Source organism: Paenirhodobacter populi (genome assembly GCF_004022215.1).
GTDB classification, from domain to species: Bacteria; Pseudomonadota; Alphaproteobacteria; order Rhodobacterales; family Rhodobacteraceae; genus Rhodobacter; species Rhodobacter populi.
Genome location: NZ_SAUZ01000004.1, coordinates 189,781 through 213,335 on the forward strand (window position 1 = coordinate 189,781; position 23,555 = coordinate 213,335).

A 23,555-nucleotide genomic window follows, 5' to 3' on the forward strand; every position below is an offset into this window, starting at 1 on the left:
GGCGGGTGGATCCCTTAACGCATCTGCGGCCGTGATTGGCGGCCAAAAACCCCAGGTAGGAGAAAAGATATGAAGATCAACGATGTCAAAGCACGAGTCGAAGCTGCCGGCCTGATGGCTCTGGAGCAGCGCGGATTCTACTCGCACTTTATCCGCATCAGAACGCCGGATTATCATACACTCGGAACGATCGACATCGGTGACGATGGCGAGGTGCCGGACGCCGAGGTCGAGCGGATGATCAACCGTCACCAGCCCCCAACCAATCTCGGAGCCAGGGATGGTAGTTCGCAACCGAGCTCTGAATAGGGCATGGGAGGTGGCCGATATGATGGAAACGCCTCACCCCGAACGCCGGTACCTTCCGGCCGCTCCCCGCGGGGGACCGCATCATCGACCCGCGCGAGCGTAGCCACGACTGGCAGCCTCGAGCGGTCATGATGGAGATCACCTGCCGCCCTCCGGGGCCGACCTTTTTCCATGTCACCCTCTGACGGAGCGCCCCCGATCAGCTATCTTAGATCCCGCGGAGGATTTGCCATGCGTTCCTTTCCATCATCCAAACTCAACTGCGCCCTTGGGGATGTGCTGGATGCGGCCAGTCAGGAGCCGGTCGCGATCACCCGGCATGGGGCGGTGCGGTTTGTCCTGATGAGCATCCATGGCTATGAAAGCCGCTTTTCCAAGGGAGAGCGCCAGACCTTTGCGACCGAAGACATGCCGGTTGCGCATCTGGCAAAGCGCGAATCCGCTCTGCCGGGCCTTGCTGAGGACGGCAGGACGTGACGCCAAAGAGGAGCCACCTTGTTCCGGAAGCAAATTCTGCATATTGACAGTATTGGCTAAATTAGCTAATTTAGGGGCAATCCTTAGGAGGGTGGCATGAAGCAGTTTTCCGCGACCGAACTTGCGAACAAGACCGGCGATGTTCTGGCCGCTGCCGCACAAGCCCCGGTTGCCATTGCCCGCCACGGCAAACCCCGCTTTGTCGTGTTGAGCGCCGAAAGGTTCGAGCATTTGCAGGCGCGTGGCGACTCGCGCCGTGCCTTCCACGTGGCCGATCTGACGGATGCGGAGGCCGCCGATCTGATCGGCGCCCTCCAGAACAGTATCGACCATGACTGACTCGCAACAGCCCGATCTTGGCGATGTATGGGTCTACCCTTTTCTGTGGAGCCGTGAGGCAGCCCGGGGCGAGACAGAGGGTCGCAAGGAGCGCCCTGTCTCGCTGCTGTTGTTGAGCCGCAATGCAAAAGGGGAGGTTGAAACCCTTCTGGCGCCGATCACGTCACAGCCTTCCGAAGGCAACGCCTTCGCGGTCGAGGTGCCCGAGATCGAAAAAAGGCGCGCCGGGCTTGACCAGACCATCCGCCTTTGGGTCATTGCCGACGAGGTCAACACCGATATCCCGGCAAAAAGCTATTACTTTGAGCCGGGCAATCGCATCGGCGGTTTCAGCAAGCCTTTCGTGAAGAAGGTGCAGGCCGTGCTGATCGAGGCCGTGCGCGCGCGCAAACTGCGCCAGACGCCCCGGCGCTGACCGGAAGGCCGGGTCTTGTGGTCCGCGCGCCCCGGGCGCAACCCCGCGGGGGCATGATCGCATAGCTGGGCGGGAGAGGCCTCCACCGTCTGCCGAAGGACTCATTCGGTGACCTCGCGCTCCGTCAGGATGCGGTCGATCAGCCCCCATTCCATCGCCTCTTCCGGAGTCATGAAGCGGTCGCGGTCCATCGCCTGTTCGAATTCCTCATAGCTGCGCCGGCAATGCTCGGCATAGAGCCGGGTCATGCGCCGCTTGGTATTCTCGATCTCCTCCGCATGGATCAGCATGTCAGATGCCTGTCCCTGAAAGCCGCCCGAGGGCTGGTGGATCAGGATGCTGGCATTGGGCAGAGCCGCGCGCTCGCCGGGGGCGCCGGCCATCAGCAGGAATGATCCCATCGAACGGGCCGTTCCCATGCAAAGCGTGTGAACCGGCGCGCGGATGTATCGCATGGTATCATACATGGCGAGACCGCTGGTCACGACCCCGCCGGGTGAGTTGATATAGATCTGGATCGGCCTCGTGGGGCTTTCGGCCTCCAGAAACAGCAGTTGCGCGCAGACCAACGCGGACACGGTGTCGTTCACCTCGCCGTTCAGGAAGATGATCCTCTCTCGCAGCAGGCGGGAATAGATGTCGAAGGAGCGTTCGCCCCGGCTGGATTGCTCGACGACCATAGGGACGAGCTGCATCGCTTCGCGCATGGCGAACTCCTGTCGGCTGAAGTTATGTTGATCGGGGTGGCCGTTAGGCGGCGCGCATCAGCACGGGCATATTGTCGTTCGCCACCGGCGGCCGGGGCGTCAGTTGCGCATCCGCCAGCCCATGCGCGATCCTGAGCACGGTTCCACCGTCGGGATCCGGCGCAACCCGAAACGTCACGATGCTCTCAAGGAAGGGGGGATCGTCATCCCGCATCCTGTAGCTGATCTCCTTGCCCGGGATAGTCGCGACCGGCTCCCGGTCGGCCAGGTCCTGGCGGGGCAGCCATTTCTCCCGAAAGGCGGGAATGGTGACTGCCCGCCAGACCTTCTCCGGCGGCGCATCGAGCCTGTATTCAAACTCCAGCACCTTCGCCTGCGGCCTCGCCTCCGCCTCGCTCATTGATCCATGTCCTTCAGCAAAGCCTTCAGGGCGTCGACCCGCGCCGGCCAATAGGCACGATACTTCGCCAGCCATCCGGCGATCAGCACCACCCCGTCCGGGTTGACCTCGTAGTTCACGAACCGCCCCTGCCGCTCTTCGCGCACCAGCATCGCATTGCGCAGAACGGCCAGATGCTGCGACATGGCTGGCTGGCTGATGTCCATGCCCTGCCGCAGAGCGCTTGCGTTCATGCTGCCACCCGCCAGCTTCTCGAAGATCGCGCGGCGCGTTGGATCGGCCAGGGCTCTGAAAATCTCGGTCTCCATCATGCCAACAGATAAGCGGTCACTTATATGATTCGCAAGCCTGATCCGCGAGTTTCATCTGCGGATCCTTGTGGCCTGATCGCCTTCCAGATCGGTTGTGCCACATTCAGCCGGAGCGGAGCGCTATAGCGTGACATCTCCGGAACTGGCGGAAGATACGGCTCCTGCCGCCCGAACCCACAACAGAAACCACTCCCATTTCCCGCCTGTCGTCCCGGCAAGCGGGTTTTTCGTTCCGGCGAGCCGGGCACCTCAGAGGGAGAGGCAGGGAGGGCGGGCCCGTGTCGGATTTGAGGTGCGGGAGAGTGGCTCCCGCGGGTCCGACCCGGAGTGCCTGTCATGACCGTTGCCTTCGACATCACGAAATCCACCGCCATCCCGCCCGTTCGGGTTACGGCCGCAATCGCCGCCGCGCCCGCGCAGCCACTGATCCTCACCTGCATTGGCGAGGTCGAGCACGTCGAGAAAGATCCGGTGCTTGGCACCTGGTGGCAGCAGCAGACACTGGCCATGGGACGATGCGAAAACCCGGCGGAGGCGATTGCGATGGCAACGCGCGCCGCCGCGCAAGGGGCCTTCCCGCAAGATGACGGAGCGCAGGATTTCTCGCCGATCCTTGTGGTCATCCTCGACACCGAAAAACGCCTTGTGCTCGCCGGCGAGGTTTCCGGTCGCGATATCCAGTGGTGTGAGCCGGTTGCGACCGACCTCGACGTCCGCAAGGTTGTGACCGAGGCCAGCCGCATCCGCGCCGACGCAAGCTATGAGGCGGGCCTGGACAATTTCAGAGCTGCAAAGGCCCTGCGGCACAGGGCCAGCGTGCTGGAAGGGCGGCTGGTCGATCCGCTCTGGCGCGAAGAGATCCGCCTGGCGCTGCGGGAGATCGTCCAATGACCGGCACGATTTCTGATGGGTCCGACAGCCTGCGTCTCAGGATCTTCGCCGATATCAGCACGGCACATCTGACCGAAGATCTTGCCACCTCGCTGGAAGAGGAATGTGAACGGCGGGCGCGTGGCAAGGGCACAGAGGGGATGCCAACGGTCTGGAACCTCGGAACCGGCTTCTTCATCTGGGTCCCGGATCCTGGGTTTGACCACCCGGATTTCGACCGGGTAGTGGATCCGGTGCTGAAGAACATCCTCGCGCACGCGCGCGCATCCGGCGCGGAATACGTGCTGCTGGACCAGGACGCAGAGACCTGTGCGGCGCTTCCGATCTTCGACTGGTAGCATGGGCTTTTGCGGGTGAGGAGGCGTGGCGCGCTGTCAGGGCGGTCCCGAAGGGGACCGCCCTTTTTTCATGTGGCGATGTCGAGAGGGAAAGGTCGGCCGGGACGGGGGTGTCCGGGGGATGCAGGGAGCGCCGCAGACCCGGACGTCCCTTCCTGGCGCTCCGGAGAAGTTCAATGCCAAATCACGTCACAAGCAGGCTGACCATCACCGGCCCGCGGGAAGCCCGGCTCGCGTTCAAGCGGGCCTTCCTTGCCGAGATCAGGGAGCCGGGTCCGGACGGTCGGGAGGTTCTGTCCGCAGAATTCGATTTCGAGCGGATCGTGCCGATGCCCGACCTGATCCGCAACACCGAGAGCAGTTCCGAAGTCCAGCTGGGTCTTTTGCTGCTCGGGCGTTTCGATGTTGCCGACAGCCTCAGGATGCCTGGCGAAACCCTCGAGACCGAGATCGCAAGGTACCTGTCATTCCCGCATGTCAAAGCCGCGGGCGTGTCGGACTATGCCGGGTTGAAGGCCTGGATCCGGGAAACCGCACCCGGTTGCGAGGAAAAGGCGAAAACTGCGATCCGGGCGAAAGAGGAGTTCGGGCATTCCTCTTGGTATTCCTGGTCGATCGCCAACTGGGGCACCAAATGGAACGCCTACAGTTTCCGGCTGATCGCCGAAGATGACGACCAGCTCGATTTCAGCTTCGACACTGCCTGGTCTCCCCCCGAGCCGATCTTTGCGGCACTGGCGAACCGGCCGGAATGCGAGGGTCTCACTATCGACATCCTGAGCTTCGACGAAGGATGGCTCTTTGCCTTCGGCGCGGTGATCTCCGATGGCACCTACCTCGGTGAGACCGTGGAGCCGACACCGGAATTTTATGAACAGGTCTACGGCGTCGCCTGCCCCGATGAGGAGGAGGACGAAGGGGGCGAAGCCTGAGCCAGGAAGGCTGTCGGCCCGTCAGGGCCGACAGCAGCGCCGGAGAGGTCGAGGGCGGGGCAGGGGGGTGAGCCGGAAGGTCGCCAGAGAGAGGCGCCGGCTCGCAACCGCATGCCAGATGGAGATCACACCATGTCCGAGACCGATACGAAGCCTGCGGCGACGCTCACGCCCGGGCTGGATTTCGAGGCCTATATGGCCAGCCACAAAGAGTATCAGGCCCGGGAGGCCTCGCTTGTCGACGGCAACAAGGCGGCGCTTTTCGCCGCTCTGACCGCCGCCGGTATCACCCATGTTACGGTTGCTTTCGATGGGTCCGGAGATTCCGGACAGATCGAGAGCATCGATGCCTTTCGCGACGATGTTCTGATGGTGTTGCCCGATACCGAAGTCATGATCGCCTCGACTGCCTGGGGAGATCCCGGCATCGTCGCGCAGGCGATGACTTTGCCGGATGCCATCGAGCACATGATCTACGCCTTTCTGGCCAGCACCCATGGGGGCTGGGAAATCAACGATGGCGCCTATGGTGAATTCTGTGTCGATGCGCGGGCGCAGACGATCCAGCTCGACTTCAACGAGCGCTTCACCTCCTCCGAACACTACGCCCACGTGCTCTGAGGGAGGCAGATATGGCACATCCATACCACCACGCCCTGTCCTCTGTGAAAAAATGGGGCGGCACCGTCGACGATTACCTGGCCATCCATGAGTGGTTAGATGTTATCCGGACAATCAAGCAGTTTTTGTTCTCCCGGTCGGGGTTTGTCGTGGTTGTCCATAGGAGGGGACCCGCCGCCCGCGTAGCGCGGATACGCGCGCAGCGGAGCGGGCGGCGGGGAGGTACCTGTGGGCTACCGCGACATTTTCCGTGCCGCTTCGACTGTCTGTCCGACTTCCTGGGCCGCGTCTGTGACTGGCTCACCCAGTTCGACGAGGAGCTGCTCGATGCGGGAGGCTATTCCTGAATGTCGTTCGATCTCTCTTGTCCAACCTCGGCAACGCGCATCTTCGGTGAGATTGAGTTCGAGGCGATGGCGCGCCCGTAGCCTCGGTGCATAAGAGCGGGTGGTGACGAATTTGGCGCAGTTCAGGTAGAGGTCGCATTCACAGGGACCTTCTTCCGGCAGCCGGAGACAATGGCCGAGTTCCAGCTCGGTCTTCAGGAAATTGCACTTCAGCCAATCGACCGTGCTTTGCGGCAGGCGCTGATTGCGGATGATCTCGGCCGCGGGTCCGGCGATCGGCGCATCGGGCTTCAATACGGCCTGATAGTCGGCGAGCACTGCTTCGTCGCTGACACGGATATAGACCATCGACATATGAGGGCTTTGGTGACCGAGGACATCCATGATTGTCTGCAGCCTTGCGCCGCCTTCTGCTAGTTCGGTACCGACTGTGTGGCGGAAGCGATGTGCCGAGATGAGATTCTGCCCTTTACCATCGACGAGGCCGAGTCGTTGGGAGATGCCTTTGAGTGGATAGTTGAACAGGTAGTCTGGCGAGATCGCGACACCGCGGCGGTAGAAGAGCAGCTTGACGTGTTGTCCAGTTCGGGCATCTGGAATCGGGCGCTCGTCCGACTTTGCGCGCATGGCAATAACTCTGCGAAGAGCGTCAGCAGCCTCTGGGTGAAGCGGCACAAGTCGTTCCCTATAGGTCTTTCCCGCAGGAATGCGCAGCCGAGGCGTTCCGTCAGGATAGGCGTCCAGACAGTCGACAGGCAATCTCGTGATCTCTGTCCGACGGGCGCCGGACCATCGCGCGGTCAGAATTGCGGCGCGTTGAAAATCGCAGGGAAGCTTGCGGACCTCGTCCATGAGCGGGCCAAGCTGTTCGGCAGGAATATATCGCGGCAGGCGTTGCGGAAGACGCGGCAGATCGCGCGTGTTCAGAACCGGTCGTGTCGGAAAATCCGGCCATTCCCACGCGGCACCTTCGCTGAGGAACTGCGCGACATGGAGCGCGCGGGATCTCTGGGCGGTAATGGACAATGTAAGCTTGGTCTTGGCGCCAATCTGGGTCCGAAGATCGATTAGGAAGGCGGTCATCACTTCGGCCGTGATATCCGCAAACCTCTCGATCTTCGGATCGTGACGAACCAGAAAGTCGACAAAGCGGCGAAGCGATACGGCGCAGTGGTCGACCGTCACCCTGGAAAGGCTGGTGCGCTTGATCTCCAGCCAGCGCTCGATAAAAACACCCATGTCCGGCCTCGGATAGATATAAGGCCGTCGCTTGTCGGCGGTCATGCGTGGGCGCGCGATGCCGTTGCCGATGTGATGCAGGACAAGCTGTGACTGGCGGACATAGCGATGCCAGTAATGGGCGGTTGTCATGGCCTTTTGCGGGTTGTGGCCATGGAAGCGCTTCATCAGGGAAGACGCCGCATATGCAGAAATCGCATCGTTCAACGCGTCGAGGTCGTCGGGACTGATAAGTTCAGGCGAGCGTATGCCGGCATGAAGCGCGATGCGGGAAACCACCCAGATGGTCGACCCCTGTGGTGTCGTCTGGTGATACCCCATCGCTTTCTGGCGCTTGCGAAGATCTGGAATGCCCAGATCGATGCCCAGAGAGTTTGCGAGCTGGGCGGCATACATGGGCGAAATTGACAGCAGGAATCCGTAGTCGAGCCGCAGCCGGTCTGTGAAGGCGAGGTAGTAGAGATATTGCCGCGCCCAGAACGAGGAAGGATGTTCGGGTGTGAAGGCGGATGTCCCGTAGATTCGACCTACACGGACCTCCAATGGTTGTTCGTACCAAAGTGCGAGATCGGGAAAGGCCGCAACGAAATCTCTACTTTGACTGATATACCGATTCTTCATCGTGCGGGTCATGTCGAGGTCGCTGATGAAAGTGCGGTATTCCTCTTCGGCACAATGCGATGGGGTGATATCGGTCGGAAACGTTCGCAGGGCGCTCGGCAATGGATATGTCATGGCTTCAACCCCATCGCCCGGCTGTACTCGGCTAGCACCGTGGCGTCGGATACGCGTGTGTATATGCGTGTCGATTCAGGAGATGCGTGCCCCAGTCGACGCTGCAAGGTCAGCTCTCGCATGCCAGCTTCCCACATCCGAGTGGCGTGCGTATGCCGCAGCGCGTGCGGTGACACGCCAGGCGATTTGATCCCGGCCCGCGCTGCCGAACGCGCGAAAGATTTGGCCAGCGCAGCGTAGGACAATGGTTCAGAGCGCCTCCCGCCGCTTCCGCCGACCAGGAAGATAAATGGCGAGTCTGTATCCCGCGGACGTTCACGCATGACATAGGCGCTGATGGTATCGAGGGCCTGCCCGTCATGCAGGTCGACGAGGCGTTCAACTCGTGACTTTCCGCGTGCCCCTTTTGGGTGGTCGTCGCGACATCGAATGGCGACGCGCCGCCGCCCATAGGCGATATCCTCGAGATGCAGGCTGAGCGCCTCGCCCGGCCGCAGGCCGCCATGCAGCATTAACTGCACAAGGGCACGGTCGCGCAGGCAAGCCACCTCGGCGAGGAGACGCTCGACCTGGTCGTCATTCATCGGACGAGGCAGGCGGTGAACCGTGCGGACACGGATAACGCGCACACTCGCTGAGCGACGTGAGACGCCTTCGAAAAATGGACGGTGCCGATCGTTGACCGAAGGCTTGTTGATACTCTTGCTGATCCGCATCGGGTTTGGCGGGGTCAGCGTCCCTGCGATGATAGCCCAGTCGCAGAACGACGACATCGCGGCCAACGCTCGGTTGACCGTTGCCGGTGACAGCCGTTCTGGGTCAGGCGCGGTTGTGAGCCGGCCAGCTCGGAGATCGATCCGGTCGTGCAGGTAAGCGATCAGATCTACGGCGTTCGCGATGTTGAAGCCCTGCCACTCGAGACCTCGGGCGTCGAAGAACTCCCAAACACGCCGCAGATCGTAGGCGTAGGAGCGGATGGTGTTCGGGGATGACCCTCGAGCGTCGAGATAAAGGAGGAAATCGCGAATCGGTTCAACGGAATTGCCCGCATCGTCGCGGACAGAATAGCGAGGGAGAGCCCCCTCTGGACATCTGGTGACTTGCATAATCCGCCCTCGGAAACGGTGAAAGCCTCAGCTTTGGAGGTGAAATTGCAGGTGTCCAGATAATTGACCGGTCAAAGGAAATTATCGCGACATTTCAACACCGTGCGCTTCGGCATCATGCCGAAGGCGTGTATGCCTGCGCCGCCATCTTCGGTGACACTCTGACGCTGTCTACGGGCCGGATCATCCCCACAAGATGGGTGGGCGAGCAACATGTCAACGAAGATCTGGGCTTCATTCCGAGCTTTGCCGACTGGGCAAAGGCGATCCGACCGGAGCCCTGGATGGGAAGGACGCAGCGGATCGAGCGCGAGGTCGACCCGCAATCGCCCACGCCTGACCGGATCACCGACCCGTCCTACCCGTTGCTCAGGGTGGATCCGGGCGCAAGTGACCGCGCCGTGCTACGGGCCGCGGCCCGTCTTTTCCATCCGACCATCCTGCAGGAACGGGGCCTTCGCCCAGCACGCAAGCGCTTCTATCGGCTGATGCTGCAGGAACACGCAAGGACCCGGGCCGCCACCGACAAAGTATTGGCTGCAATCGTAACAGTTATGGAAGGAGAAAAGGTATGACCCGGTATTCCGTCAGGATCGGCTTCTGGCTGCGCGCCTACGAGGGGTTCACCGTCGAGGCGGACAGCGACGACGAAGCCGTCGTAAAGGCCAAAGCCGCAGCGCTCACGGCAATGGAGGAGAGCTCCCGGCCGGAGCACGTCCTCCTCGATGAACGGCGTGAAGGGGTCATCGTGTTCATCGAACAGGTGAGCGCTGATCAGCGCCGGGTGGTCGCTGAAGATGTCGGGTTCGACACCGACCAGATCCACGGTGCCCCGGCGATCTGACCTCTTTCAACCCCTTCCTCAACCCAAGGCCCGGCCCCTGTGCCGGGCCTTTTCGCATCCGGAAAGGACATACGTCATGGCTGATCGTGTTCCCGCCTCGATTACAATCGGGGGAACGCTCACCGCAGCTGATTACACCGAACTGGCAGCGCTTACGGCCGCCGAAGGTCTGTCGACGGAATGGGGCGGATCCCGCTTCGCGCCGTCAGATCGCACCCCCGGCGCGCCCCTCCGCCTCTATGCCCACGATGTTGCCTGGGGCAGCTTCGACGATCTGGAAGAATGGTGCATCGGGAAGAAACTTTCCTTCTCCCGCTGGTGCGGCGGCTGTGCCGGCGAATGGGGCCCTGAGCGGATCGTCTTCACCGGTGAGGGGGAGCCGACGTCCTTCACGGCCGACGAGGACGACGACATCGTCGTCTCGCGGCAGGTGGTGGAAAAGCTCGGCTCGATTGAAGCGATCCTTGCCCATTTCGACGCAGCCGACATCGCGTTGCCACCCCTGGTCATCGAGGGGGTCGACACGTCACCGACGGACTAGCCCGACCTTTCACCACAACCTGAACCCAACCGGACCCGGCCCCTGTGCCGGGTCTTTTCACATCTCGAAAGGAGCCATCATGGCCAACTATTACACGCAATTCTCTTGCCTGCTGGATACGGGCAGCCCCGAGAAGGCCGCTCAGGCCATGGAACTCTTCACCCGGCTGCGCGCCGAGGATGAAGAGGCCGACGAACCGAAATTCTCAGGCTTTGACGTTCTGATCGTCGATGAACCGGGCGCCTCTGCCCTTTGGATCCACGATGGGGATTATGGCGACATTGATGGTGTCATCGCCTTTGTTCTGCGTCTCGCCGAAGACCTCGACCTTTCGGGAATGTGGGGATTCGACTGGGCGAACATCTGTTTATCCCCCAGGATCGATGCATTCGGGGGCGGCGCGCATGTCATCGACCTCACCGCGCGCAAATCGGTGGGCTGGATCAGCACCCAGGAGTGGCTTGCGGTCGCTCTGGCGGGCGGCGATCTCGACGATCTGGAGGCACTGGCCCAATGAGCAGCACAGTCTCCACTCCATTCCCGTCCCGCACCGCAGGCGTCCCTGTCGTGGAATTCGGTCGGAGCAGTGACGGCATGCTGGTCGCGCGCGTCGGCGATACCGGCTTTGCCATGGTCGCGAAAGTCGATGGCAGCTTCTATCTCGCAAATGGCTGGCGGCTGACCCGGCCGCTCGCCGAATGGAGCCGCAACGACTTCTATGGTCATGGCGGTGACCTTGCCGATGAGGCTGCCTTTCGGGCTCTTGTCGCGGAGAATGCCGAACATCAGCGGCAGAAGGCGGCACTGCGCCGGCAAGATGTCTTCGTTCATGCCAGCACACCCTGGGGGCCGTCGCAGGGGGCGACGCGCTATTCCGATGGTGTCACTGCCCATTCGACCGCGAGCCATGGTGGTTTCCACATCGCGCCGGATCTGAACCGCAAGATTCCCACTGCCCTGCGGCAGGACTCTGGCTGGTATGAAGAGGATTGCGAATGGGCGATCATCGCGATCACCTTTCCTGACCTGTTCACCACTTTCGAGCGAAGGCTGGCAGATGATGCAATCCGGAACTGGTGGCCGGATGCCTGGGAGGCAATCCACGGTCGGCAACTTCAGCCGGGGGAATCCCGCGAGCGGGACCGGGAGATTTTCGAGCGCACCCACGACAAGGACTGGATCGTGATCTCGGCCATCCGGTCAAATCAGCAGATTGGATTCACCGAAGTCATCGCGACGCGTGGCGGGGCGCGCGGTGAGGGAGCCGACCGCAGGCGGTTCCTTCTGCCATCGGTGGAATACCATGCCGGGCCCTTTGGTTTCATCGTCGATGAGGCCAGATACCCGCCATATGATGGACCATCGAGCTTCGCAGGCTGGAGATCGGGCGCGGCTGGTTCACCGTGAAAAGACCGGGGATCATTGGCCCCAATCACGTCGCCCGGTGCCAGTGGTCATCCAGTCCTGGCCACCAAAGGCAACCAGTGCGACATAGATCGCATCGTGATCCGCATCCGTGCGGAACACGATCGTGAGACGGTGCCCTTGACCGCCATGACGCACCAGCCAGCCCTGCAGCGGGCCGCGCAGTCGCATTCCTGATTTCGGATTGGCTGCAATATCCGCGAGCATGGCATCGATCTCGTCCAGCCGCCTCGTAGCGGCTGCGAAATCGCCCTGCGTCACTTCCACGATATGGTCCACAAGCGCGATCAGATCCTGACCGACCAGCGGGTGACGGATCAGACGCATCAGCCGGAAAAGCCACCGGCTTTTGCACGAGTGGCCAGATGCGCGCGCGCATCCGTGGTCATGCCGTCCAGATTGCCAACCGGTTCCCATTGATCGAGGGGCAGTGCCAGACGGCGCTGAACCTCCGCCTCGAAGAGGGCGCGATCCCTGTCCCGTCCTGCCTTGGCGCGTGCCAACTCACCCGAGACGGCGGCACTGACATTTGGATACTCTCCGCTCTCCACCAGCTCGCGCGCAAAGTCGAAGGCCGTGTCGGTGAAGCTGACGCTCTGCTTGTGCACGCCCATGATCTGCCCTCTGCGGTGGTCCATTGGAGCACCGTAGCGCAGATCAGGCCAAAATTCAAACAACCCGTCGTCACCGGTTGCTGTCGATCCAGCGCGAGAGCAGCTGCCGGTCGCGAAAGCACTCATCCGGAACGGCGCGGCGCTTGATCCGGGCGATGCGCTCGGCGAAGGCGACCTGTTTAGATGTGGGTTCGGTTCCGACGACAGGCTTCAGCTTCGCCTGCGCCTCGATCCAGGCGCTGAGCGACAGCCGGTCCTGCTGAACATCCCAGGGCAACAGCGTCTTGTTCCGCAGGGCCAGAGACTTCGCATAGGCGATCTGGCGCGGGGTTACGGGAAGAGCAAAGGCAGCAGTCTCCATTGGGAATCTCCCTGATTGGGCATGATCTCAATATAGAACATATAGGGAACAAAATCAACTCCGCGGCAAGAGGGAGAGGCGGGCCGGGAGGGGCTTGAGCCGGGGCAGCGAGGGAGAGCGCCGCGCGGCTCGCTCCTGTCCTGCTCTCCCCGGAGATAGATTCCCATGCTTGACCAACAGACCGCGACCCTTGTGCCCGACGAGAAGCGCCAGAATTTCCTGCCTGAGCTCTTCGGCCTTAACCGGCTGATTATTTCGGAGAATATGGTCTATGCCTTCATGGAGCAGTTGAGCCCGCTCGACTACGGCGGGGGCTACTGGACGTTCCATGAACTCGACAGCAAGCCGCTGTTTCTTGCCCCGACCTCGAAGCCCCGGTTCCGGATCAGCTGGGAGGGGAACGGCTACGAAGGCGAGGTCTCGGCCGAGGCTGCCGGCATCATTGCCACGATGTTCGCGCTCTCGCATCTGAGCTTCCGCTTTGAGGATGATCGCTTCGGCGAGGCCTATCTTCGGCTCTACGAATACGCGGCGGATCACCCGGAAGCGCCCGAGATATTCCAGGCGATCGACTGAAGCAGGCTCCCGGCCCCGCCGAAAGGCGGGGCCTTTCGCTGTTTTCGGCTGCCGACCCAGAGGCAGAGGGAGGTCGGACAGGGATGAGCCTGGAGACCGAGAGAGATCGCCGGTTCGATATCATCCCCTTCCGGAGTTTGCCAAAATGACCGCACAAATTCGTTCAACAGCCCTCGCTCACGCGCAGGTCGCACCGTTCGAGATCACTCTCCCCTTCGTTTGCACCACCTGCCACGACGAGATCCGATCCACCCGTCGGCCCGTCAACTGCGCTGGTTGCCACGGCGATGATTTCACCCTCTCCCGGTCGCCGGCTTCGGAACTCACCTTCGTCGCGGATCCCGGTCATGGCTGGCTGCTGATCGCGGCCGAGAGATACCGCGCTTATGGTCTGAACCCGACACGTATCTCTAGCTGCTCGCATGTCTCGCCCGACGGGTCCGTCTTCGCGCTGGAGGAAGACGGTGATGCCGAGATATTTCTGCAAGCCTTCCGGGATTATCACGGCATCACGCCCTTCATCGCCGAGCAGTTTGAGGATCCCTGCAGAATCCGCAACTGGCCGCTGATCCGGACGGCACAGCCCTGGCCTGGCTTTTTCCCTCTTAGCGTTCGGTCAATGCATAATCAGACCGCCGTCAACCGCATATTGACTTCCGGTGACAAAGGACGCGTCATCAGAAAGCAGGAATAGGGCGACAGCAGCTGCCTCATCAGCGGTTCCCGCACGGCCAAGAGGTACTTGACTGACAACAAAGGCCTCGAACCCGCTTTTTGCTTCGTCTGGCAGGAAGCTCCGGAAATTCGTTTCGATTGGACCCGGCACGAGCGTATTGACCCGAATGCCTCGCGACGCGAGAGCCGTGGCCCAGCTTCTTGCCAAGGCAATAACCGCGCCTTTGGTCGCGCTATACAGACTTGTCGCTGCCGCCATTTCATAGGCCGAGCTTGATGCCGTCAGGAGAACCGACGCACCCGGGGCCAACATACCGGAAAGTTTGGCCAACTGAAGGACCGGCCCTCGCACGTTTGTGGCCATCATCGCGTCAAAAGAAGCGGCATTTACCTGCTCAGGCATAGCCAACGAAGCAAAAGCCGCATTCAGCCATAGGCCATTCAGGGGAGCATGTGCCTGAACCTGATCGGCCAGCTTAGCGCTTTCGTCAGGGTCAGCGGCATCGTTGCTGATGACGATGGCGCGGTCCCCCAGTTCTTGTTGAGCGGAACGCAGTCGCGCTTCGTTGAGACCTGTTAAAATGACCTTACCGCCTTCAGAGATGATGCGGCGTGCACCCGCGAGGCCCATGCCGCTGCTGCCACCTGTGATCAGAACTGTCTTGCTTTCAAACCGTCCCATACTTCCTCATTCCTTAATATTATTGAGTGACCGCTCCGTCTGCACAGCGAACCCGTTGGTCGTTCCCAGCCTCATATGCCGAGCCTGACCCGTTCCGTGACCGAGGGCAACCTTGCGCGACCGCCCACCGAAGCCGGCAACCTGACCCTATCGTCATAGGCCCCTTGCCTCCGGCAAGGCGCTTCGACATCCGGCTTCCAGCGCTCAATGTGAGAGGGAGAGAGGTGGCCTGGAAGGGTTTGAGCCCGTGCGGTCGAGAGAGAGCGCCGCGCGGGTTTGATCCCGTTTCGCTCTCCTGAGGTTTCCCGATGAATATGATGCCCCCCGTCGCCCCGGCGGCGGCTCGCGCTGCCCTGCCTGCACAGGCCGTGATGACCGCCGCCGAACATCTTCTGCCCCATCTCGAGCAGGGGCACAGGATCGATGCCACCATCCTGCGCGCTGCAATGGAATCCGCCTTTGGCGATTCCGACAGCACCGGTGCCTGGGACTGGAAGACAGCCTACGAGGCTACTGAGGCCGCGACGGTGCTGTTCCTGCGCAAATACGGCCGCGCTTTGCGCCAGAAAGCTGGATCGACCGCCGCGCTGCTGCCGCTGCTCACCCGCATCCTTGGCCTGCTGCCATCGCAGACCCGGAGGTCCGAGGAGATGCAGGCCCGGCAACAATTCTCGACGCCGATCCCCCTCGGCCTCGCGGCGGTGACAGCGGCCGCGATCACGCCCGCCGACCGGGTGCTGGAGCCCTCGGCCGGGACCGGGCTGCTGGCGATCCTCGCCGAACTCTCCGGCGGCACATTGATGCTGAACGAACTGGCCGATCTGCGGGCGGGCTTGCTCGATGCCCTGTTCCCGGGCGCGCCGGTCTCACGCTTCGACGCGGCCCAGATCCATGACCATCTCGAAGCCGCGATGGTTCCGAGCGTCGTGCTGATGAACCCGCCCTTCTCGGTGATGGCGAATGTGCAGACCCGCGTGGCCGATACCACCCTGCGCCATGTTTCCTCGGCGCTGGCCCGCCTGGCCCCCGGCGGTCGGCTGGTCACCATCACCGGCGCGGGTTTCTCGCCGGAGCATCCGGACTGGCGGGATGCCTTCACTCGCCTGCAAGAAACAGCCCGCGTGGTCTTTTCCGCCGCCGTCGACGGCAAGGTCTATGCGAAGCACGGCACCACGTTCGACACCCGCCTGACGGTGATCGACAAACTGCCGGCGACCGATCCTGGCTCCTTCCCGACCTTCCCGGGTCAGGCTCCCGATGTCGAAACGCTTCTTGGCTGGATTGCGGAGCGGCTGCCCGAACGAGCGCCGGTCGAGCTTCCGGCTCTGGTCGCAGCCGTACGCCCGGTTCGCGCGACTGCCGCTGCTGGTCCAAAGCGGCCCCCTCGCCCCCTGCGCAAGGTGAATGAGACTGCCGCCGATCCGGCGGCCGAACTGCTCGCCTATGAGAAGCTGGACTGGCAGCCCGATGATGCCGCGCGGCTGACCGAGGCGATCTATGAGGAATACCAGCTTCAGACTATCGCGATCCCCGGTGCAAAACCCCATCCGACGAAACTGGTGCAATCCGCCGCCATGGCCTCGGTCGCACCGCCCAAGCCGGATTACCGCCCCCTACTGCCGGTCGATATCCGCGACAGGCTTTCAGCGCCGCAGCTCGAGACGGTGATCTACGCCGGCGAAGCCCATGGCGAGCGTCTGCCTGGCTCCTGGCTGGTCGATGAAGGTTTCGACATGGTGACAGCCGCACCTGAAGGCGCGGAGACGACGGTCCGGTTCCAGTGTGGCTCCATGATCGGTGACGGCACCGGTGTCGGCAAGGGCCGTCAGGCTGCCAGCATCCTGCTCGACAACTGGCTGCAGGGGCGGCGTCGCGGCGTCTGGATCAGCAAATCCGAGCCTCTGCTCGAGGATGCGCAGCGAGACTGGAGCGATCTCGGAATGGAGCCGCTGCTGATCACACCTTTGTCGCGGTTTCCACAGGGCAAGCCGGTGAACCTGAGCGAGGGCATCCTCTTCACGACTTACGCGACCTTGCGCAGCGATGATCGCGGCGAGAAGAAATCCCGTGTGCGGCAGATCGTGGACTGGCTCGGCGCGGATTTCGACGGGGTGATCATCTTCGATGAAGCCCATGCCATGGCCAATGCGAGCGGCGGCAAGGGGGAACGCGGCGATGTCACCCCGTCCCAGCAGGGCAGGGCGGGCCTGCGGCTGCAACATGCGCTGCCGAATGCGCGCGTGGTCTATGTCTCTGCCACCGGGGCCACCACCGTCCACAATCTCGCCTATGCCCAGAGGCTCGGCCTTTGGGGCGGTGAAGACTTTCCGTTTTCGACCCGCGCCGAGTTCGTGGCGGCCATTGAGGACGGCGGGGTTGCCGCCATGGAAGTTCTTGCACGGGACCTGCGTGCCCTCGGCCTCTATACCGCCCGCTCGCTCAGCTTCGACGGTGTCGAATATGACCTGCTCGAGCATGAGCTGACCCCGGAGCAGATCCGGATCTATGATAGCTATGCCGAGGCGTTCATGGTGATCCACAACCATCTCGATAAGGCCATGGAGGCGGCCAATATCACCGGATCGACCGGCACGCTCAACCGTCAGGCCAAATCCGCCGCACGCTCGGCATTTGAATCCTGCAAGCAGCGTTTCTTCGGGCATCTGCTGACCTCGATGAAGACGCCGACGCTGATCCGGCAGGTCACGGCCGATCTGGAGGCGGGCCATTCAGCTGTGATTCAGATCGTCTCGACCGGCGAGGCGCTGATGGAGCGGCGCCTGGCTGAGCTTCCCACCGAGGAATGGAATGACGTCCGGGTTGATATCACGCCCAGGGAGTACGTCCTGGGGTACCTCGCCCATTCCTTCCCGGTTCAGCTTTATGAGCCCTATTCCGATGCCGAAGGCAACATGTTCTCGCGGCCGGTGACCCGCGACGGACAGCCAGTTGAAAGCCGCGAAGCGGTCGCGCAACGCGATGAGCTGATCGCCCATCTCGCCAGCCTGCCGGCGGTGCCGGGGGCGCTGGATCAGGTGATCCAGCATTTTGGGACCGATTTGGTCGCCGAAGTCACCGGGCGGTCGCGGCGCATCGTGCGCAAGGGAGAAAGGCTCATCGTCCAGTCCCGCTCCGGCGCGGCCAATCTGACCGAGACCCAGGCCTTCATGGATGATGAGAAGCGGGTGCTGATCTTCTCGGATGCCGGTGGCACCGGACGCAGCTATCACGCCGACCTCGGCGCAAAGAACCAGCGCCTGCGCGTTCACTATCTGCTGGAGCCGGGCTGGAAGGCCGATGCCGCCATCCAGGGCCTCGGGCGCACGCATAGGACAAATCAAAAGCAGCCGCCCCTTTTCCGGCCCGTCGCCACGAACGTCAAAGCCGAAAAGCGCTTCCTCTCGACCATCGCGCGCCGTCTCGACACTCTGGGGGCGATCACCCGTGGTCAGCGCCAGACCGGGGGGCAGGGTCTGTTCCGGGCCGAGGACAATCTGGAAAGCCCCTATGCCCGCGACGCGCTGCGCCAGCTCTATATCCTGCTCTACCGCGGCAAGGTCGAGGGCTGCTCCTTCGAGCGTTTCGAGGCCATCACCGGGCTGAAGCTCGCCGATGACAATGGCATCAAGGATGACCTGCCGCCGATCACCACCTTCCTGAACCGGCTGCTGGCGCTGACCATCGAGATGCAGGGCGTGCTCTTCACCGCCTTCGAGCAGCTGCTCACCGCCAAGATCGAGGGGGCCATCGCCGCCGGCATCTACGATATGGGGCTGGAAACCCTGATGGCCGAGAGCTTCGAGGTCACGGATCGCCAGGTGATCTATACCCATCCCCGCACCGGGGCCGAGACCCGGTTGCTGACGATCCGGCAGCGCGAGCGCAACCAGCCGGTCGGGATCAGCGAGGCTATGGGCTGGCTCGAACAGGAACCGAAGGCGCAACTTCTGATCAATGAGCGTTCCGGTCGTGCGGCGGTGGAGATCCCTGCCACCAGCATCATGCTCGATGATGGCGACATCATCCGGCGGGTGCGGCTGATCCGTCCGATGGAAAACTTCACTCTGCCGATCAACCGGATGGAGGAATCCGCCTGGATTGCCGCTGACCCGGAAAGCTTCGGTAAGGCCTGGCAGGCTGAGATCGCGGAAGTTCCGGAGTTCTCGGAAGCCGTCCTGCATATGGTGACGGGCCTCCTGCTTCCGATCTGGAAGCGCCTGCCGCAGGATTCCACCCGGGTCTACCGGCTGCAAACCGACGAGGGCGAGCGGATCATCGGCCGACGGGTCTCCCCGGCCTGGGCGGCATCCGCCAGCACGGTCGGGGTGTCCTCGCTGACGCCGGAACAGGCTCTGGCCGCGCTGAACGACGGCAAAACCCTGGTCGATCTGCAGGAAGGCCTGCAGTTGCGCCGCAGCCGGGTGATGGGCGCCTGGCGGATCGAGCTTTCCGGCTTCACCGACCAGATGCGTCAGCGCCTGACCGCATACGGTCTTTTCCACGAGATCATCAGCTGGAAGCTGCGGATGTTCGTGCCCACCGATACCAGCGGCGTCGCGGTCCTCGGCAAGCTCTTCGAGCACTGGCCGATCCGGCGCATCTCGGAACGGGAGGCAGGTTGATGTCGCGTCTCATCGCATCAGAGCTGGCAACCCGTCTCGGCCGACAGGCCGAGGCGGTGTGCCGCCACTACCTCCCGGCCGGTCGCAAGACCGGTCGCTATTGGATTGTCGGCGACGTCCATAATTCACCAGGGCGCAGCATGTTCGTTCGTCTCACGGGGCCGGAGAGCGGCAAGGGCTCGGCCGGGCGCTGGCAGGACGCAAAAACGGGCGAATATGGGGATCTTCTCGATATCATCCGAGAACGCTGCGGGCTGCACGAGTTCCGCGACGTGGCCAATGAGGCGACCCGCTTTCTCGGCATGCCGCATCCGGAGCCGTCACGTCGCCCGTCCCCTGCAAGCCTGAACCGGGACGCTTCCGAATTCGGCGATGCTGCGCGCCGACTCTTCCGCATGTCGCAGAATTTTGGTGGCAGTCTCGCGGAAACCTATCTGCGCGGTCGGGCTCTGACCCATCTCGGGCATCTTCCGGCGCTGCGGTTTCACCCCCGCTGCTTCTACCGTCCGGAAGACGGTGGGCTGACCGAGCAATGGCCCGCGCTGCTCGCAGCGATCACTGACCTGAAGGGGCGACAGACCGGCACGCATCGCACCTGGCTCGCGCGGGATGGCTCCGGCAAAGCCCCGCTGGATCCGCCCCGGCGCGCTATGGGCGATCTGCTGGGCCATGGCGTGCGCTTCGGGGCGTGCCGCGATGTGCTCGCCGCCGGCGAGGGGATCGAATCCGTCCTGTCCGCGCGTGAACTGCTGCCGGATCTGCCGATGGTCGCGGCCCTCTCCGCCGGTCACCTCGGCGCCCTCCTGCTGCCTGAGCGGCTGAAGCGCCTCTATATCCTCGGCGAGCGGGACGCAGCGAGCGAGGGGGCGGTGGAACGCTTGGCCGCCCGAGCCTACGAGTCCGGGATCGAACCGGTGCCCTTGCTGCCTGCCCTCGGCGATTTCAACGATGATCTGCGCCAGCTGGGCCGCGACGCCCTGCGGATCTCGTTGCAGGATCAGCTCATTCCCGGGGACTTCCAGCGCTTCGCATCCGGCTGAGCATGCCTGAAGGGGGAAGGGGTGTGGCGCGTCCCTCCCTCCCGGCGTCCGTGTCATCGGTATCTCCTCCAGGCCCGGGCGGCGCCCACGGCCTTCGAAGAGGGCGAGCGGGCCCATAAGCGGGCCGGACAGGCAATGGCGCGGCGCCCGACTATTTTCCGCCGCGCGGGCCAGAGGGCCCGCGCTTTGCATCGCGAGGCAAAATAGTCGGCCTCTGGCCATCAGGTTCCTCGCTGCGCTCGGACTGCCTGTCCGGCCCGCCCATGGGCTTTCCGTCGCCTGTCGAAGGCCGCGATGGGCGCGGCCGATACGAGGAGACACGCGATGACCACAGATGACCTTGGCGGCTATGAGGCGAGCCAAACCACTTCCCCCACCTACCATGCGATCGCCTATTTGCAGCTGAACGGCTGGCGTCCCGGTCAGGATGAGCCGGATCCGCGTCCGATGCCCGAAGGCGAGGCGGTGGTCCAGGCCGTTGCCGATATCTTCGACGCCATGGTCGCGACGCTTGGCGACACAAGGCTTGAACCCGATCTCGAGGAACTGCTCTGGGGCATCGGCAATCTCTTCCACCGCGCCGGTGCCCGCATCGATCGCCAGCTCGACGACAACGAACAGGCGCAGCGCCGTCTTCAGCGCGAACAGGACGGATCCGAGGTCAAATCTGTTGAGCTGGAGCGCATCACTGCCGAGGGTCAGACCCTGGTAGAACGCAGGAGCGCAATGGAGGTCTTCCGCGATCTCTCGGCCGAGGCTTTCGAGACCCATACTGGCTCAGCCTGGCGCCCGCGTTCCGGCTCCATGGTCAATCATCGCCACCTGACCGCAGCCCTGGTCGACAGCCGGGATTTCCTCGCCGCCAAACGGCGCTCCGAGGCCGAGGTGTTGATGCCCGAAGGCCCGAAAATCGCCTTCTCGGGTGGTCTCGATTTTAACGATCATCGCGTGGTCTGGGACCGGCTCGATCAGATCCACACCAAGCATCCGGACATGGTGCTGCTGCACGGAGCGTCGCCGCGCGGTGCCGAACTGATTGCCGCGAAATGGGCCGATCATCGCAAGGTGCGTCAGATCGCCTTCCGGCCAGACTGGAACCGCCACAAGAATGCAGCGCCCTTCAAGCGCAATGACGCGATGCTGGAGGTTCTGCCGATCGGCGTCGTGGTCACCCCGGGCACCGGTATCCAGGAGAATTTTGCAGACAAGGCCCGCAAGCTCGGGATCCCGGTCATGCGGATCGGAGGCGGCGCGTAAGCGCCGCAACCACCAAGGCTGTTCCCGACATTTCAAGTTCCTTTTCAGTTTCGGCCATAGGGTAGACAAACGCCATTGTTCGTTCCAGAAGGCACCATTCCGGGACATAGATACCATGAGGTAACCACCATGAAGGCAGGCACATCTGACGAAGAATGGCGCGAGGATTGCGCACCGCGTCGCGTCCTCGAACTGTTCGCAACCAAATGGACCAGCATGATCCTGCACGTGCTTCATGTCCGGCTAAACGGTGCCGCACGCACGGGCGTGTTGCAGCGCAGCCTCCCGGGCGTTTCCAAGAAAATGCTGACGCAGACTCTCCGGGAGATGGAGAACACCGGGCTTGTCACACGTCATGTGCAGGGCACAGTCCCGCCTGCGGTGGAATACCGGCTTACACCTCTTGGCACGCGGTTTATCGAGCCTATTGAGCTTCTCTATGCCTGGGGCCGCAGCAATTCAGACGCATTGAATGAACTTGGCAGTCGCCCGACATCCCGGCGCTGAAGTGGTTCGGGCAGGTAGAAGTAACGATCAGTAAGGGACGGAGGTGAAGGCGCCATATGTGGTTCCTTCTTTCTCAGGGCGGCGTGGGCATCGGGCCTGGCGCTCTCCGGGCCAGGGGGGAAAGGCGATGCCTGTCCTGTCGATGCGTCAGGGAAAGCTGTCCGCATCGCTGTCGCGACTGTCTGGCCCGAATGGCGGCGTGCCCCTCCGAACGGTCTGCCCGCCGGTCTGACTGTGGTCGCAGTATCCCCGACTGCGTTTGATGCACGCAAGTCTTTCCAGCGCAACAGCCGCCTGCTGCGGGTCATCGAAGGTTTGCATCATCGCTTGCCCGCGCGTTCCGATTCTCCCCCAATTACGCATGATCGATACCCCGCCGAACAGGGTTGGCTGTATCGTCAGCGAATAGAACCGTCGCATGTTCTGCGCGGGATCGATGCGGTTGAGGCAGATCGGGCCATGTTCTTCCTTTGACATGGCCGAAGTCTCTCAGGCGCCATGATCAGCGTCCAATGATTTTCCTGAATCGAATTGCACGACTGGATTCACGTTTGTGATGAATTCGGTGAGTTCAATTGCCCGAACGAGCTTGGAGGGAGCCCGAAAGACAGGTCGATTGCGGGCCGGCAACCGATGAGACGTACATCCGCCCGACCACGGATTACATCCGGACACAGCAGAGCACCGCGTGCGCGCACGATGAGGACAGTCGTTCCGTCAACCCAGGAAGAGTGTCACCAGTCCGACCGGGAGACAGCCCTCAGATGGCAAGATCGCCCAGGGATTTGCCGGCCGAAAGAGCGTCGATGATCCATTGCGGCTTGCGGCCACGGCCCGACCAGGTGAGCGCCGGATTCTCCGGATGACGGTATTTTGCAACTGCCGGGGTGCGGGTCTTCTCGGAAGCGAGGCCGGTCAGCTCGCTGAGAGAAAAGCCGAACTCTTTTGCCCGTTCTTCAAGTGCGGCAAGCGCTTCAGCCTTTCTGCGCTGCTCGAAAGAAGAGATTGCCTTGGCCACATCCTTCTCGAGCTTTTTCAGTTCCGACAGATCGAGGGCATTGAAATCAATTTCGGGCATGGAACCTCCGGCCTTTGCGAGCGGCACCCTAACGCTTCGCCTCCGGGCTGACAATCGTGTCGCAGCTTTCGCGGCAGTTCAGGGCGCGGCAGCCAAAGAGTACACGTTCTCGGCTCGTTCAGGATTGACGGTCAAGTGAATCCTGAACGATGGAAAGACTGGCGCT

At 62.5% G+C, this 23,555-nt stretch carries 30 protein-coding genes and 1 pseudogene; 20 read left to right on the forward strand and 11 right to left on the reverse strand.

Annotated features, from left to right (window positions below; translation table 11 throughout):
• Nucleotides 1-69 precede the first annotated feature (69 nt).
• The 4 genes from D2T30_RS05550 to D2T30_RS05565 all read left to right on the forward strand — a co-directional run bounded on the left by D2T30_RS05550 (nt 70) and on the right by D2T30_RS05565 (nt 1,540).
• Nucleotides 70-309, forward strand: coding sequence for a hypothetical protein (locus tag D2T30_RS05550; RefSeq protein WP_128208070.1), 240 nt, complete (start codon nt 70-72; stop codon nt 307-309).
• Between the two features lie 231 nt (nt 310-540).
• Nucleotides 541-786 (forward strand): type II toxin-antitoxin system Phd/YefM family antitoxin, encoded by a 246-nt coding sequence (locus D2T30_RS05555; protein WP_128208071.1) that lies wholly within the window; start codon nt 541-543, stop codon nt 784-786.
• A gap of 96 nt (nt 787-882) precedes the next feature.
• The gene (locus D2T30_RS05560) at nt 883-1,125 is read left to right on the forward strand and encodes a type II toxin-antitoxin system prevent-host-death family antitoxin (protein WP_128208072.1); all 243 of its coding nucleotides are present in this window, start codon (nt 883-885) and stop codon (nt 1,123-1,125) included.
• Nucleotides 1,118-1,540, forward strand: a complete 423-nt coding sequence (locus tag D2T30_RS05565; RefSeq protein WP_128208073.1) for a hypothetical protein — start codon at nt 1,118-1,120, stop codon at nt 1,538-1,540. The genes D2T30_RS05560 and D2T30_RS05565 overlap by 8 nt, the downstream gene beginning before the upstream one ends.
• 101 nt (nt 1,541-1,641) lie before the next feature.
• Here the strand turns inward: D2T30_RS05565 and D2T30_RS05570 are convergent, their stop codons facing one another.
• Genes D2T30_RS05570 through D2T30_RS05580 form a run of 3 tightly spaced genes read right to left on the reverse strand, consistent with a single transcriptional unit; the run spans nt 1,642 to nt 2,958 of the window.
• Nucleotides 1,642-2,247 (reverse strand): ATP-dependent Clp protease proteolytic subunit, encoded by a 606-nt coding sequence (locus tag D2T30_RS05570; protein WP_128208074.1) that lies wholly within the window; start codon nt 2,245-2,247, stop codon nt 1,642-1,644.
• 43 nt (nt 2,248-2,290) lie between these two features.
• Nucleotides 2,291-2,647 (reverse strand): SRPBCC family protein, encoded by a 357-nt coding sequence (locus D2T30_RS05575; protein WP_128208075.1) that lies wholly within the window; start codon nt 2,645-2,647, stop codon nt 2,291-2,293.
• Entirely contained in the window at nt 2,644-2,958 is a 315-nt protein-coding gene (locus tag D2T30_RS05580; RefSeq protein ID WP_128208076.1) for an ArsR/SmtB family transcription factor, read from the reverse strand. Before D2T30_RS05580 ends, D2T30_RS05575 begins: the two co-directional genes overlap by 4 nt.
• A 336-nt stretch (nt 2,959-3,294) precedes the next feature.
• Between D2T30_RS05580 and D2T30_RS05585 the strand changes: the two genes are divergently transcribed.
• The 5 genes from D2T30_RS05585 to D2T30_RS24310 all read left to right on the forward strand — a co-directional run bounded on the left by D2T30_RS05585 (nt 3,295) and on the right by D2T30_RS24310 (nt 6,087).
• Nucleotides 3,295-3,849 carry a hypothetical protein gene (locus D2T30_RS05585; RefSeq protein WP_128208077.1) on the forward strand — a complete coding sequence of 185 codons (555 nt, stop codon included), beginning with the start codon at nt 3,295-3,297 and terminating at the stop codon, nt 3,847-3,849.
• A complete protein-coding gene (locus D2T30_RS05590; RefSeq protein WP_128208078.1) occupies nt 3,846-4,187 on the forward strand; it encodes a DUF5983 family protein in 342 nt (113 codons plus the stop codon). Before D2T30_RS05585 ends, D2T30_RS05590 begins: the two co-directional genes overlap by 4 nt.
• Before the next feature lie 329 nt (nt 4,188-4,516).
• Nucleotides 4,517-5,119 carry a DUF1281 family ferredoxin-like fold protein gene (locus D2T30_RS05595; RefSeq protein ID WP_128208079.1) on the forward strand — a complete coding sequence of 201 codons (603 nt, stop codon included), beginning with the start codon at nt 4,517-4,519 and terminating at the stop codon, nt 5,117-5,119.
• Between the two features lie 132 nt (nt 5,120-5,251).
• Nucleotides 5,252-5,740 (forward strand): DUF6878 family protein, encoded by a 489-nt coding sequence (locus D2T30_RS05600; RefSeq protein WP_128208080.1) that lies wholly within the window; start codon nt 5,252-5,254, stop codon nt 5,738-5,740.
• Between the two features lie 11 nt (nt 5,741-5,751).
• On the forward strand, nt 5,752-6,087 hold the full coding sequence (locus tag D2T30_RS24310) for a DUF6915 family protein (RefSeq protein WP_128208081.1): 336 nt from the start codon (nt 5,752-5,754) through the stop codon (nt 6,085-6,087).
• Here D2T30_RS24310 and D2T30_RS05610 read toward each other — a convergent pair.
• Nucleotides 5,974-8,061 (reverse strand): tyrosine-type recombinase/integrase, encoded by a 2,088-nt coding sequence (locus D2T30_RS05610; protein WP_128208082.1) that lies wholly within the window; start codon nt 8,059-8,061, stop codon nt 5,974-5,976. The genes D2T30_RS24310 and D2T30_RS05610 overlap by 114 nt on opposite strands.
• The gene (locus D2T30_RS05615) at nt 8,058-9,167 is read right to left on the reverse strand and encodes a tyrosine-type recombinase/integrase (RefSeq protein WP_128208083.1); all 1,110 of its coding nucleotides are present in this window, start codon (nt 9,165-9,167) and stop codon (nt 8,058-8,060) included. The genes D2T30_RS05610 and D2T30_RS05615 overlap by 4 nt, the downstream gene beginning before the upstream one ends.
• A 44-nt stretch (nt 9,168-9,211) precedes the next feature.
• Here D2T30_RS05615 and D2T30_RS23555 point away from each other — a divergent pair.
• The 5 genes and pseudogenes from D2T30_RS23555 to D2T30_RS05645 form a co-directional block, all read left to right on the forward strand.
• Nucleotides 9,212-9,505: pseudogene (locus D2T30_RS23555) on the forward strand (DUF6915 family protein); the annotation flags it as partial.
• Nucleotides 9,506-9,738: 233 nt separating this feature from the next.
• On the forward strand, nt 9,739-10,011 hold the full coding sequence (locus tag D2T30_RS05630) for a hypothetical protein (RefSeq protein WP_128208084.1): 273 nt from the start codon (nt 9,739-9,741) through the stop codon (nt 10,009-10,011).
• A gap of 76 nt (nt 10,012-10,087) precedes the next feature.
• A complete protein-coding gene (locus D2T30_RS05635) occupies nt 10,088-10,552 on the forward strand; it encodes a hypothetical protein (protein WP_128208085.1) in 465 nt (154 codons plus the stop codon).
• Nucleotides 10,553-10,631: 79 nt separating this feature from the next.
• Nucleotides 10,632-11,069, forward strand: a complete 438-nt coding sequence (locus tag D2T30_RS05640; protein WP_128208086.1) for a hypothetical protein — start codon at nt 10,632-10,634, stop codon at nt 11,067-11,069.
• A gap of 77 nt (nt 11,070-11,146) precedes the next feature.
• Nucleotides 11,147-11,959, forward strand: a complete 813-nt coding sequence (locus D2T30_RS05645) for a DUF7007 domain-containing protein (protein WP_241651209.1) — start codon at nt 11,147-11,149, stop codon at nt 11,957-11,959.
• A 12-nt stretch (nt 11,960-11,971) separates the two neighbouring features.
• On the opposite strand, the gene D2T30_RS05650 is transcribed toward D2T30_RS05645, so the two are convergent.
• The 3 genes from D2T30_RS05650 to D2T30_RS05660 form a co-directional block, all read right to left on the reverse strand.
• Entirely contained in the window at nt 11,972-12,304 is a 333-nt protein-coding gene (locus tag D2T30_RS05650; RefSeq protein WP_128208088.1) for a type II toxin-antitoxin system RelE/ParE family toxin, read from the reverse strand.
• Complete coding sequence (locus D2T30_RS05655) at nt 12,304-12,591, reverse strand: hypothetical protein (protein ID WP_128208089.1); 288 nt, start codon at nt 12,589-12,591, stop codon at nt 12,304-12,306. Before D2T30_RS05655 ends, D2T30_RS05650 begins: the two co-directional genes overlap by 1 nt.
• Nucleotides 12,592-12,661: 70 nt before the next feature.
• Entirely contained in the window at nt 12,662-12,952 is a 291-nt protein-coding gene (locus D2T30_RS05660) for a hypothetical protein (RefSeq protein ID WP_128208090.1), read from the reverse strand.
• Between the two features lie 165 nt (nt 12,953-13,117).
• Between D2T30_RS05660 and D2T30_RS05665 the strand changes: the two genes are divergently transcribed.
• Together D2T30_RS05665 and D2T30_RS05670 are read left to right on the forward strand one after the other, a co-directional pair.
• A complete protein-coding gene (locus tag D2T30_RS05665; protein WP_128208091.1) occupies nt 13,118-13,528 on the forward strand; it encodes an antirestriction protein in 411 nt (136 codons plus the stop codon).
• A 145-nt stretch (nt 13,529-13,673) separates the two neighbouring features.
• On the forward strand, nt 13,674-14,222 hold the full coding sequence (locus D2T30_RS05670) for a hypothetical protein (protein WP_128208092.1): 549 nt from the start codon (nt 13,674-13,676) through the stop codon (nt 14,220-14,222).
• On the opposite strand, the gene D2T30_RS05675 is transcribed toward D2T30_RS05670, so the two are convergent.
• Entirely contained in the window at nt 14,145-14,885 is a 741-nt protein-coding gene (locus tag D2T30_RS05675; RefSeq protein WP_128208093.1) for an SDR family oxidoreductase, read from the reverse strand. The genes D2T30_RS05670 and D2T30_RS05675 overlap by 78 nt on opposite strands.
• Nucleotides 14,886-15,193: 308 nt before the next feature.
• On the opposite strand from D2T30_RS05675, the gene D2T30_RS05680 reads away from it, so the two are divergent.
• From D2T30_RS05680 to D2T30_RS05695, 4 genes are all read left to right on the forward strand, one after another.
• Nucleotides 15,194-19,507 carry a strawberry notch family protein gene (locus D2T30_RS05680; RefSeq protein ID WP_128208094.1) on the forward strand — a complete coding sequence of 1,438 codons (4,314 nt, stop codon included), beginning with the start codon at nt 15,194-15,196 and terminating at the stop codon, nt 19,505-19,507.
• A complete protein-coding gene (locus D2T30_RS05685) occupies nt 19,507-20,547 on the forward strand; it encodes a DUF7146 domain-containing protein (protein ID WP_128208095.1) in 1,041 nt (346 codons plus the stop codon). The genes D2T30_RS05680 and D2T30_RS05685 overlap by 1 nt, the downstream gene beginning before the upstream one ends.
• 324 nt (nt 20,548-20,871) lie before the next feature.
• Nucleotides 20,872-21,804, forward strand: a complete 933-nt coding sequence (locus D2T30_RS05690) for a DUF2493 domain-containing protein (protein ID WP_128208096.1) — start codon at nt 20,872-20,874, stop codon at nt 21,802-21,804.
• A 129-nt stretch (nt 21,805-21,933) separates the two neighbouring features.
• On the forward strand, nt 21,934-22,311 hold the full coding sequence (locus tag D2T30_RS05695; protein WP_128208097.1) for a winged helix-turn-helix transcriptional regulator: 378 nt from the start codon (nt 21,934-21,936) through the stop codon (nt 22,309-22,311).
• A 147-nt stretch (nt 22,312-22,458) separates the two neighbouring features.
• On the opposite strand, the gene D2T30_RS05700 is transcribed toward D2T30_RS05695, so the two are convergent.
• Both D2T30_RS05700 and D2T30_RS05705 read right to left on the reverse strand, forming a co-directional pair.
• Nucleotides 22,459-22,788: a WGR domain-containing protein gene (locus tag D2T30_RS05700; protein WP_128208098.1), complete on the reverse strand. Its 330-nt coding sequence runs from the start codon at nt 22,786-22,788 to the stop codon at nt 22,459-22,461.
• A 283-nt stretch (nt 22,789-23,071) separates the two neighbouring features.
• Nucleotides 23,072-23,389 (reverse strand): H-NS histone family protein, encoded by a 318-nt coding sequence (locus D2T30_RS05705; RefSeq protein WP_128208099.1) that lies wholly within the window; start codon nt 23,387-23,389, stop codon nt 23,072-23,074.
• Nucleotides 23,390-23,555: the final 166 nt, after the last annotated feature.